We start from the raw sequence: 11176 nt of genomic DNA on the forward strand, positions 1-11176 counted from the left end.
AGTGAAGTGATGGCTGGCGTGGTGCCCGAACGTACCGAGCAGGCGTTGTCGCGGGCGCGGGAGGCAATCGTCCGGCATGCGCGACTCGTCGACGACTTTCCCAGCCCGGGGATCGCGTTCAAGGATCTGACGCCCGTCCTGGCCGACGCCGAAGGGCTCTCGGCGATCGTCACCGCGCTCACCCACGGGTGCAACGACGTCGACCTGGTCGCAGGAATCGACGCCCGCGGCTTCCTGCTGGGCGGAGCCGTCGCGCGCGAACTCGAGGTGGGAGTGCTCGCGGTGCGCAAGGGCGGCAAACTCCCGCCCCCGGTCCATGCGGTGGACTACAGCCTCGAGTACGGCAGCGCGCGGCTGGAGATCCCGGCCGACGGTCTCGTGCTGACCGGCAGGCGGGTGCTGCTCGTCGACGACGTCCTCGCCACCGGCGGCACCGCGGTCGCCGCGGCGGAACTGCTGCAGCGCGCGGGTGCGAGCGTCGTGGGGGTCGCGGTGATCATGGAAATCGTCGGGCTGGGGGGTCGCGACACCATCGCGCGCGGTCTCGGTGCGGGCGTACCCGTCCACTCGGTGGCACTGGACTGACGGGGCAGGCCGACCGACGCTGCACGCCCTCCGGCGGCGCGCACTGCAGGTGGTTCCGCGCCACGAACTAGACTCGGGAGATGGACCCAGGGGTCTCCTGGGTGCCGAGCAGACAAGGCGTGAGGAGGACCGGTCATGCCCGATGAATCCGACACGGCCCAACGAGCAGTGACTCCCGCGGGCTCCCCGGAGTCCGGCGACAGTCGCAACACCGTTCCGGCGGACCCGACGCAACCGGGGGCGGGGACCGATCTCGTCCGCCAGACGCCTGCGTCGTCGTCGGCCTCGCGTCGCGTGCGCGCGCGGCTGGCTCGCCGGATGACCGCGACCCGCAGCCAGGTGCGCCCGGTCCTCGAGCCGTTGGTGACCCTGCACCGCGAGATCTACCCCAAGGCCGACGTCGCCCTGCTGCAACGTGCCTACGACGTCGCCGACGAGCGGCACAGCGGGCAGAAACGCAAGTCCGGTGACCCCTACATCACCCATCCGCTCGCGGTGGCGACCATCCTCGCCGATCTCGGCATGGACACCACCACGCTCATCGCGGCGCTGCTCCACGACACTGTCGAGGACACCGGATACTCGCTGGCGGAGCTGGAGAACGATTTCGGGCAAGAGGTGGCCCATCTGGTCGACGGGGTGACCAAGCTCGACAAGGTGGCGCTGGGCAGCGCGGCCGAGGCCGAGACCATCCGCAAGATGATCATCGCGATGGCGCGTGACCCGCGAGTGCTCGTCATCAAGGTCGCCGACCGGTTGCACAACATGCGTACCATGCGGTTCCTGCCGCCGGAGAAGCAGGCGCGCAAGGCGCGCGAGACGTTGGAAGTCATTGCGCCCCTTGCTCATCGTCTCGGTATGGCGACGGTGAAGTGGGAGCTCGAGGACCTCTCGTTCGCGATCCTGCACCCCAAGCGCTACGAGGAGATCGTGCGGCTCGTCGCCGATCGGGCACCGTCGCGCGACACCTACCTCGCCCGGGTGCGGGCCGACATCAACAACGCGCTGGCCGGTGCCCGCATCAACGCGACCGTCGAGGGACGCCCCAAGCACTACTGGTCGATCTATCAGAAGATGATCGTCAAGGGACGCGACTTCGACGACATCCACGACCTGGTCGGCATGCGCATCCTGTGCGAGGAGGACCGCGACTGTTATGCCGCGATCGGCGTCGTGCACTCGCTGTGGCAGCCGATGGCCGGACGGTTCAAGGACTACATCGCCCAGCCGCGGTTCGGGGTGTACATGTCGTTGCACACCACCGTCATCGGCCCCGAGGGCAAGCCGCTCGAGGTGCAGATCCGCACGCACGAGATGCACCGCACCGCCGAGTTCGGCATCGCGGCGCACTGGCGCTACAAGGAGGGCGGCTATCGCAGGTCCGGAAAGCGGTCGGACACCGCGGAGATCGACGACATGGCGTGGATGCGTCAGCTGCTCGACTGGCAGCGTGAGGCCGCCGACCCGGGAGAGTTCCTGGAGTCGCTGCGCTATGACCTCGCCGTCCGCGAGATCTTCGTCTTCACCCCCAAGGGCGACGTGGTGACGCTGCCCGCCGGGTCGACACCGGTCGACTTCGCCTACGCCGTGCACACCGAGGTCGGTCACCGCTGCATCGGCGCGCGTGTCAACGGTCGGCTCGTCGCACTCGAACGCAAGCTCGAGAACGGTGAGGTGGTGGAGGTGTTCACCTCCAAGGCGCCCACCGCCGGGCCGTCGAAGGACTGGCAGCAGTTCGCGGTGTCGCCCCGCGCGAAGGCGAAGATCCGTCAGTGGTTCGCCAAAGAACGTCGCGAGGAGGCCCTCGAGGCCGGCAAGGACGCGATCGCCAAAGAGGTTCGGCGCGGCGGGCTTCCGCTGCAACGGCTACTCAGCGCCGAGTCGATGTCGGCGATCGCCAAGGAGTTGCGGTACACCGACGTCACCGCGCTCTACACCGCGGTCGGTGAGAACCACGTCTCCGCCCGGCATGTGGTCAACCGGCTCGTGGCGTCGCTCGGTGGCATCGAGGACGCCGAGGAGGCCATCGCCGAACGGTCCACACCGTCGACGATGCCGACGCGGACGCGCCAGAGCGGCGACGCCGGGGTGGTGGTCGACGGGGTCGACAACGTGGTGATCAAACTCGCCAAGTGCTGCACCCCGGTGCCCGGCGACGACATCATGGGTTTCGTGACCCGCGGCGGCGGGATCAGCGTCCACCGGACCGACTGCACCAACGCGGAATCCCTTCGCCAGCAAGAAGAACGGATTCTCGACGTCAAGTGGGCGCCGTCGCCGGAGTCGGTGTTCCTGGTCGCGATCCAGGTGGAGGCACTCGACCGCCACCGCCTGCTGTCCGACGTCACCAAGGTGCTCGCCGACGAGCGCGTCAACATCCTGTCCGCGTCGGTGGCCACCAGTCGTGACCGGGTGGCGATCAGCAAGTTCACCTTCGAGATGGGCGACCCCAAACACCTCGGACACGTCCTGAACGTCGTTCGCAACGTCGAGGGTGTCTACGACGTCTACCGGGTGACCTCGGCGTCCTGAGCGGGGCCCGGTCCACAATCACGAAAAAGGGCGCGCCCGGATGGAAATCCGGACGCGCCCTTCTCGGTCGCTATGCGAGTCGGCGCTGTGTGAATCGGCGCTGTCTGAATCGGCGCCGTGTCAGTCGATGGTGGCCGTCTCGATCGTCACGGGCAATTTGGGCTTGCCGTCGCCGGGCTGGCTGCCGGCCGGCCCGGGCGTGATGCCGCCTTCGTAGATCTTGTCGAGCACCGCGAGACCCGGTTCGTCGACCTTGCCGACGATCGAGTAGTCGGGTCCGAGTTCGCTGTCGGAGATGACGATGAACAGCTGGCTCGAGCCGGTGTTCGGGTTCTGTCCGCCCTGGCTGCTGTTGGCGATGGCGACGGTGCCGCGGGGGTAGACCACCGGCTGCGACCCGGTCGTCGGATCGGGCTGCCCGGCCTTCGCCAGATCGGTGGGCGGCTCGTCGGGACTGGTCCAGCCCGGACCGCTCATGCCGGTACCGGTGGGATCACCGCACTGCAGGATCTTCAGCTTGTCGCTGGTGGTCATCCGGTGGCACGTCGTGTCGTCGTAGAACTTGTTCTCGATCAGCGAGGCCACCGCGGCGGTGTTGCAGGGGGCGCCGTCGCGTTCCAGGGTGATCGGCAGGACGCCCTGCGTGGTGGTGAAGGTGGCCTGTTCGGTCCCCGACTTCAGGACGCGCTCGTCCGGCTTCGGGGACTGGCGCTCGTTCTTGGCGGCGGCCTTGAGTTCGTCGAGTTCGGCCTGGTACTGCGGTCGCTGCTCGGCGGGCACCGTGTCGGGTACCTCGTCGGGGAGCTGGGAGAACCGGCTCGGCGAGTCCTCGTAGGCGCAGGTGGTCCACCGTGCTGCCTCGCGGTCGTCCATGATCTTCTTCACCACGACCGCGGTGACACCGGCGACCACGGCGACCACGACGGCGGTCGAGATCGAGGCGATCATGATCTTCCGCTTGCGCCGGGCGAGGCGCTCGCTCTCGAGGCGTTCTTCGAGCTTGCGCTTCGCCGCCTCGCGGCGCTCCTCATTCGTGGACACGCGGGTGGATCCTCCTGAATCTCGGCAGGCTCGTGCCGACAATCTGCGCGGACGTCACTGACTCGAGACGCAAGTGTGCCAGTTGTACCTGAGAACGAGTTGCAGTGGGTGGTGGGGCCGGGGTGTCGCCGGGCGTGGGGTTCGGGGGCGTGGGTGCTCCGCCGGACCCGGCGATGAGGCGGATGGCGGTGGACAACGGTGTCTGCGCCACAATAGAGGGAATCCATCCCCGTCACCGGCGTTCGGTAGCCGGTGTCCACGCGGACCTGTTCCACCGACCCTGCAAGGAGCACGATGCTGATCACCGGATTCCCTGCCGGCATGTTCCAGACGAACTGCTACATCCTCGCCACGGAGGCCGGGGCGGAGGCGGTCGTCATCGACCCGGGACAGGATGCGGCGCCGCGCGTCCGCGAGCTCCTCGCCGAACACGACCTGACCCCGGTCGCGGTGCTGCTGACGCACGGGCATCTGGACCACACGTGGAACGCGGCGCAGCTGTGCGACGAGTACTCCATCCCGGCCTACATCCACGCCGCCGACCGGCCGATGCTGGCAGACCCGGGCCAGGGGATCGGACGGGCACTGGGCGCGATGATCGGCGATGTGGAGTTCGCCGAGCCGGAGAAGGTCATCGAGTTCGTCGACGGCGAGGCGGTCGAGTTGGCCGGCATCCACTTCTCGGTCGACCTGGCGCCCGGTCACACCCAGGGTTCGGTGCTCCTCGGCGTCGAGGTGGACACGGTGCCGGTCTGCTTCTCCGGTGACGTACTGTTTGCCGGGTCCATCGGCCGCACGGACCTGCCGGGCGGCAACCACCAGCAGTTGCTCGACTCCATCGCGACGAGGATGCTGCCGATGCCCGCCGACACCGTCGTGCTGCCCGGGCACGGGCAGCAGACCACGATCGGCCAGGAGATCGCGACCAATCCGTTCCTGGTCGACCTCGCTCCTCCGGGGGACCGCGGGACCGACCAGAGCGCACGACCGAAGGGACGACACGGACTGTGAGCGGAGCATTTCAGGCCCCCCGGGGCATCCCTGACTACTTCCCGCCGAACTCGGCGGATTTCCGCCGGGTCCGGGACACGCTCACCGACGCCGCGCGTCGTGCAGGCTACGGTCACATCGAATTGCCCGTCTTCGAGGACACCGCGCTCTTCGCGCGCGGGGTCGGCGAATCGACCGACGTGGTCAGCAAGGAGATGTACACCTTCGCCGACCGCGGTGACCGGTCGGTGACGCTCCGCCCCGAGGGCACGGCGGGCGTGGTGCGCGCGGTCATCCAGCACGGGCTCGACCGCGGCCAGCTGCCGATCAAGGTCTGCTACGCGGGACCGTTCTTCCGGTACGAGAAGCCGCAGACCGGTCGGTACCGGCAGTTGCAGCAGGTGGGTGTCGAGGCCATCGGCGTCGACGACCCGGCCCTGGACGCCGAGGTCATCGCGGTCGCCGACGAGGGCTACCGACGACTCGGGCTGTCGGGATTCCGCCTCGAGATCACCTCACTCGGCGACGACGAGAGCCGTCCGCGGTACCGGGAGGCGCTGCAGGAGTTCCTGTTCGGGCTGGACCTGGACGAGGCCACCCGCCAGCGCGCCGAGATCAACCCGCTGCGGGTGCTCGACGACAAGCGCCCCGAGGTGAAGGCCGCGACCGCGGGCGCACCGCTGCTCATCGACTACCTGTCCGACGACGCGAAGGCACACTTCGACCTCGTCCTGGCCAACCTCGACCGGCTCGGTGTGCAGTACGAGATCAACCCGCGACTGGTGCGCGGACTGGACTACTACACCAAGACCACCTTCGAGTTCGTCCACGACGGTCTCGGCGCGCAGTCGGGGATCGGTGGCGGCGGACGCTACGACGGCCTCATGCGGCAGCTCGGCGCCAAGCAGGACCTCTCGGGCATCGGGTTCGGCATCGGCGTCGACCGCACCATGCTCGCGCTGGAGGCCGAGGGGGTCGCCGGGACGCAGGCAGCTCGCTGTCAGGTCTTCGGGGTTCCGCTCGGCGCGGCGGCCAAGGCCGAACTCGTCGGCGTCGCAGGCGAACTGCGTGCGGCCGGGTTCAGCGTCGACCTCGCCTACGGTGACCGCGGACTCAAGGGCGCGATGAAGGCCGCCGACCGTTCCGGTGCGCGACTGGCCCTGGTGCTCGGTGAGAACGAACTCGCCGAGCGTCAGGTCGAGGTCAAGGACCTGAGCAACGGCGAGCAGCACAAGGTCTCCCTCGACGGCTTGGTGGCCGAGGTGTCACGGCTGCTGGGCTGAGGTCCTGCACCTTCCGAAGCGCGGTGAGGTCACTTAAGCGAGTCGTGAGCGGCGTCTCGTGCGCCGAACTCGCAGGGGAGAGGTCACCGTGCCCCGCTGTCTCGCCCCGGTCGGGGTTCTCGAGGAGCTGATCCCGTCGGCGATCATGTGGCGACTCAAGCGGTTCGTCCGGGGCTGCCGACTACGGCGCCTTCGATCCCGAGCACGACGGTCCTACCTCGACCGGAGCCGGACGTCCTGGGTCAGGGCCCGCCGGTGACGGCGACCTCGGCCGCCAGCACGTCGAGCGACACGCCGCCGAGCGCCAGTGCGCGCGTGTGGAAGTCCTTGAGCGTCCACTCGGGGTGGGCGCTCAGGGCGGCGTGCCGCGTCTGCTCCCACACCCGCTGACCGAGCGCGTAGGAGGGTGCCTGGCCGGGCCAGCCGAGGTAGCGGTCGAGTTCGAACCGCAGCACCGAGTGGTCCATGGCCACCGACGAGGTCAGGAACTCCCAGGCCTTGTCGGCATCCCACGTCCCGCCGCCGAGGGACCCCGGCGCGGGGAGCCCGCAGTGGACGCCGATGTCGACGACCACCCGCGCGGCCCGCAGGCGCTGCGAGTCGAGCATGCCCATGCGGTCACCCGGGTCCTGGAGCCAACCGAGTTCGTCCATCAGCCGCTCGGCGTAGAGCGCCCAGCCCTCACCGTGACCGGAGGTGAACGAGGCGAGTTTGCGCCACGAGTTGAGATCGGGATCGACGATGGCCGAGCCGAGTTGGAGATGGTGGCCCGGTACGCCCTCGTGGTAGACGGTCGTCTTCTCCTGCCAGGTGTGGAAGACGGTCTGATCGTCGGGCACCGACCACCACATCCGGCCCGGCCGGGACAGATCGGCGGTGGGCTGGGTGTAGTAGATGATCCCGGTCGACGACGGCGCCAGCCGGCACTCCAGCCGGGACAGGCGCTCGGGGATGTCGAAATGGGTGCCGCCGAGCCCGGCGACCGCGGCATCGGAGGTCGCCTGCATCCAGTCGACGAACTCGTGGCGGTCGCGGATCTGGTACTGCGGGGCCCGGTCGAGCCAGGCGAGTGTCTCGCCGACGCCGTGCCCGGGCAGCAGCCCCTCGGCGATCTCGTGCTGCTCGGCCACGATCTGTTCGAGCCGGGTCATCGCCCACGCGTAGGCCTCGTCGGGATCGGCGTCGGCACCGAGGTAGGCGGGCAGATGCAGCAGGTAACGGTCGCGCCCGATCGCGTCGTCGTCGACCGCACCGGCGAGGACCTCGCCGCGCAGATAATTCGCCAATGTCCCGAACGCGGTGCGGGCGGCGTCCAGGGCGGTGCCCAGGGTGCCGGCCAGAGCCGGGTCGGCGGCGATCGCCGCGGTGTTGCCCGCGATCGCGGCGGCGGCCGACTCCGATTGTCGCGCAACAGCTTCCACCTGACGTCTGGCCGGCGCAGGGCCGTGACGCAGGCGGTGGGCGAGTCCGTCGACGACGTCGGCCAGGGCGCCGGGGATCGCGGTGAGGCGGGCCACGAACACCTCACGCCGTTCACGGGTGTCGGTGGGCATGAGATCGAAGACGTCGCGGATGGCCTGCAGCGGGGAGGCGATCACGTTGCACTCGCCGATGCGCTCGCCCGCCTCGGCGAGTGCGAGTTCGCGACGCAGCGACGCACTCATCGTCGCGACCGTGACGCGGTCGACCGGGTCGGCGACCGGGGCGTCGGCGAGGGCGGCGAGGGTGCCTGCGGCGACCTCGGCACGTTCGGCGCACCCCTGGGCCGAGAAGTCGGTGAGCCGGTCATCGTGTGCGCCGTGGCCGATCTCGGTGGCGAACAGCGGATCGAGCGCGCACAGCCGGTCGAGGTGCGCCTCGGCGATCGCATCGATCGCCGTCGGGGTGCGGCCGGTGCCGGGGCCCGCCGGATTCGAGGGCGTCACAGGTCGTCGGTGGCGAAGGTGTCGCACCGGTCGGGATCGCCCGACTGATAGCCGACGGTGAACCACCGCGCGCGCTGGGTGGCCGACCCGTGCGTCCACCCCTCGGGGTTGGAGCCCGGGCCCTGGATCGTGTCGTCGCCGATGGCCTTGGCGGTCTGGATGACCGAGGCGATCTGCTGCTGCGAGATCGGGGCGAGGAGCGCGTCGGGACCGTTGTCGGCGTGATGGGCCCACACCCCGGCCAGGCAGTCGGCCTGTAGTTCGACCCGCACCGACCCCGACCGGGGTCCCTGCGATCCCATCCGCTGACCCTGGGCCAGCGCGCCGGTCAGGTTCTGGATGTGATGCCCGTACTCGTGGGCCACCACGTATTCCTGGGCAAGGGGTCCGTCGCTGCCGCCCATGCGCCGAAGTTGCGTGAAGAACGTCGGGTCGAAATAGGCGGTCGAATCGGCGGGGCAGTAGAACGGTCCCGTCGCCGAGCTGGCCGCACCGCAGCCGGTGTTCACCGCGTCGGCGAAGATCACGGTCTTCGGCGGGGTGTATTCCGGCCAGATGTCGGACCACACGTCGTCGAGGCTGACCGTGGTCGCCTTGATGCGGCAGATCGTGTTCTCGTTGGCCATCTCGTAGGTGCACGCGTCGAGCTGCTGCTGGATCTGCGCCGCCCCCGAGGACGTGCTCTGCTGCCCGCCGCCCTCGGTACCGAGGAGCTCACCGGGGTTCACCCCGAACAGCAGCGCGACGATCGTGAGGATCAGTCCGGCGCCGCCGCCGAGCGCGATCCGGCCGGCACCGCCCCCGCCACCACCGGAGACGTTGCCGGTGTCGATGGATCCACTGCCTTGGAAGGTCACGCGGTCATTCTGGCACGACCGACACCGCCGGCAGGCGCACGCAAAGGTATGCGATTGCCGCTCGGACACCTTGATGCGGCACCATGGACATCTGGCCTCGGGTTTCCTCTCGGGCGCAACCAACGTTGGGAAGGACTCTCAGTGCTCCGCACGCATTCCGCAGGTTCGCTGCGTCGCTCCGACGCGTCGCAGACCGTCACCGTCGCCGGTTGGGTCGCACGCCGACGCGACCATGGAGGCGTGGTGTTCATCGACCTGCGCGACTCCAGCGGGCTGGTCCAGGTGGTCTTCCGCGACGAGGCGGTCGCCGCCGCCGCCCACCGCCTGCGCGCCGAGTACTGCGTCGCGGTGACCGGCGTGGTCGAGGTCCGCCCCGAGGGGAGCGAGAACCCCAACCTGAGCTCCGGCGAGATCGAGATCAACGCCGTCGAGCTCGAGGTCCTCAACGAGTCGGCGCCCCTGCCGTTCCAGCTCGACGAGTCACCCGGTGAGGAGGCGCGTCTGCGCCACCGCTACCTCGACCTCCGTCGCGAGGGCCCCAGCGCCGCGCTGCGCCTGCGGTCCAAGGCCAACGCCGCCGCGCGCGGTGTGCTCGCCGCACACGACTTCGTCGAGATCGAGACGCCGACGCTGACCCGCTCGACGCCCGAGGGCGCGCGTGACTTCCTGGTGCCCGCACGCCTGCAGCCGGGCACCTTCTACGCATTGCCGCAGAGCCCGCAGCTGTTCAAGCAGCTGCTCATGGTGGCGGGTATGGAGCGCTACTACCAGATCGCGCGCTGCTACCGCGACGAGGATTTCCGCGCCGACCGCCAGCCCGAGTTCACCCAGCTCGACATCGAGATGAGCTTCGTCGACCAGGACGACGTCATCGCTGTCGCCGAAGAGGTCCTCGTCGCGCTGTGGAAGCTGATCGGCGTCGAGATCTCGACCCCGATCCCGCGGATGACCTACGCCGACGCGATGCGCCGGTACGGCTCGGACAAGCCCGACCTCCGGTTCGACATCGAACTCGTCGAATGCGCCGAGTACTTCGCGAACACGCCGTTCCGCGTGTTCCAGTCCCCGTACGTCGGTGCCGTGGTCATGCCCGGTGGGGCGTCGCAGCCGCGCCGGCAGCTCGACGCCTGGCAGGAATGGGCCAAACAGCGCGGCGCCAAGGGGCTGGCCTATGTGCTCATCGGGGAGGACGGCACGCTCGGCGGGCCGGTCGCCAAGAACCTGTCCGACGACGAGCGAGCCGGACTGGCCGCCCACGTCGGTGCCGCACCCGGCGACTGTGTCTTCTTCGCGGCCGGCGAGGTCAAGCCGTCGCGTGCGCTGCTCGGCGCCGCACGCGGTGAGATCGCCTCGAAGCTCGGCTTGATCAAAGACGGGGACTGGGCGTTCACGTGGGTCGTCGACGCGCCGATGTTCGAGCCCGCGGCCGAGGCCACCGCCTCCGGCGATGTCGCGCTGGGACATTCGGCCTGGACCGCGGTGCACCATGCGTTCACCTCGCCCAAGCCGGAGTCGATCGACTCCCTCGAGTCCGATCCGGGCTCGGCGCTGGCCTACGCCTACGACATCGTGTGCAACGGCAACGAGATCGGCGGCGGATCGATCCGTATCCATCGCCGCGACATCCAGGAACGCGTCTTCGAGATCATGGGCATCAGCCACGACGAGGCCCAGGAGAAGTTCGGCTTCCTGCTCGACGCATTCGCCTACGGCGCACCGCCGCACGGCGGGATCGCGTTCGGCTGGGACCGCATCACCGCCCTGCTCGCCGGTGAGAACTCGATCCGCGAGGTGATCGCCTTCCCCAAGTCCGGTGGCGGGGTCGACCCACTGACCGACGCGCCGGCCGCGATCACCCCGCAGCAGCGCAAGGAATCCGGCATCGACGCCAGGCCCGCACCCCGCGGCGGCGCCGAGGCGAAGGACGGAACCGAAGCCGGCCCGGCCGGCGCCGGGGCCTGAC

General features: G+C 69.4%; 8 protein-coding genes. 5 read left to right on the top strand and 3 right to left on the bottom strand.

What is annotated here, in order from left to right:
* Positions 1-9: 9 nt before the first annotated feature.
* Positions 10-585, top strand: coding sequence for an adenine phosphoribosyltransferase (locus tag H1R19_RS11140; RefSeq protein ID WP_219851440.1), 576 nt, complete (start codon positions 10-12; stop codon positions 583-585).
* 135 nt (positions 586-720) lie between these two features.
* Complete coding sequence (locus tag H1R19_RS11145) at positions 721-3117, top strand: RelA/SpoT family protein (protein ID WP_188329194.1); 2397 nt, start codon at positions 721-723, stop codon at positions 3115-3117.
* Between the two features lie 120 nt (positions 3118-3237).
* Here the strand turns inward: H1R19_RS11145 and H1R19_RS11150 are convergent, their stop codons facing one another.
* On the bottom strand, positions 3238-4158 hold the full coding sequence (locus H1R19_RS11150) for a peptidylprolyl isomerase (RefSeq protein WP_188329195.1): 921 nt from the start codon (positions 4156-4158) through the stop codon (positions 3238-3240).
* Between the two features lie 294 nt (positions 4159-4452).
* On the opposite strand from H1R19_RS11150, the gene H1R19_RS11155 reads away from it, so the two are divergent.
* Positions 4453-5169 (top strand): MBL fold metallo-hydrolase, encoded by a 717-nt coding sequence (locus H1R19_RS11155; protein ID WP_188329196.1) that lies wholly within the window; start codon positions 4453-4455, stop codon positions 5167-5169.
* Positions 5166-6431 carry a histidine--tRNA ligase gene (gene hisS, locus H1R19_RS11160; protein ID WP_219851441.1) on the top strand — a complete coding sequence of 422 codons (1266 nt, stop codon included), beginning with the start codon at positions 5166-5168 and terminating at the stop codon, positions 6429-6431. Before H1R19_RS11155 ends, hisS begins: the two co-directional genes overlap by 4 nt.
* 242 nt (positions 6432-6673) lie before the next feature.
* On the opposite strand, the gene H1R19_RS11165 is transcribed toward hisS, so the two are convergent.
* Together H1R19_RS11165 and ypfJ are read right to left on the bottom strand one after the other, a co-directional pair.
* Positions 6674-8356, bottom strand: a complete 1683-nt coding sequence (locus H1R19_RS11165) for a DUF885 domain-containing protein (RefSeq protein ID WP_188329198.1) — start codon at positions 8354-8356, stop codon at positions 6674-6676.
* Entirely contained in the window at positions 8353-9213 is an 861-nt protein-coding gene (gene ypfJ, locus H1R19_RS11170) for a KPN_02809 family neutral zinc metallopeptidase (protein WP_219851442.1), read from the bottom strand. The genes H1R19_RS11165 and ypfJ overlap by 4 nt, the downstream gene beginning before the upstream one ends.
* Before the next feature lie 141 nt (positions 9214-9354).
* On the opposite strand from ypfJ, the gene aspS reads away from it, so the two are divergent.
* Positions 9355-11175 (top strand): aspartate--tRNA ligase, encoded by a 1821-nt coding sequence (gene aspS, locus H1R19_RS11175; protein WP_219851443.1) that lies wholly within the window; start codon positions 9355-9357, stop codon positions 11173-11175.
* Position 11176: the final 1 nt, after the last annotated feature.

Source organism: Gordonia jinghuaiqii (genome assembly GCF_014041935.1).
Taxonomy (GTDB): Bacteria; Actinomycetota; Actinomycetes; order Mycobacteriales; family Mycobacteriaceae; genus Gordonia; species Gordonia jinghuaiqii.

Coding starts and splice junctions, on each gene's coding strand:
- H1R19_RS11155 (WP_188329196.1), top strand. CDS start 4,453: ATGCTGATCACCGGATTCCCTGCCGGCATGTTCCAGACGAACTGCTAC.
- H1R19_RS11140 (WP_219851440.1), top strand. CDS start 10: ATGGCTGGCGTGGTGCCCGAACGTACCGAGCAGGCGTTGTCGCGGGCG.
- H1R19_RS11145 (WP_188329194.1), top strand. CDS start 721: ATGCCCGATGAATCCGACACGGCCCAACGAGCAGTGACTCCCGCGGGC.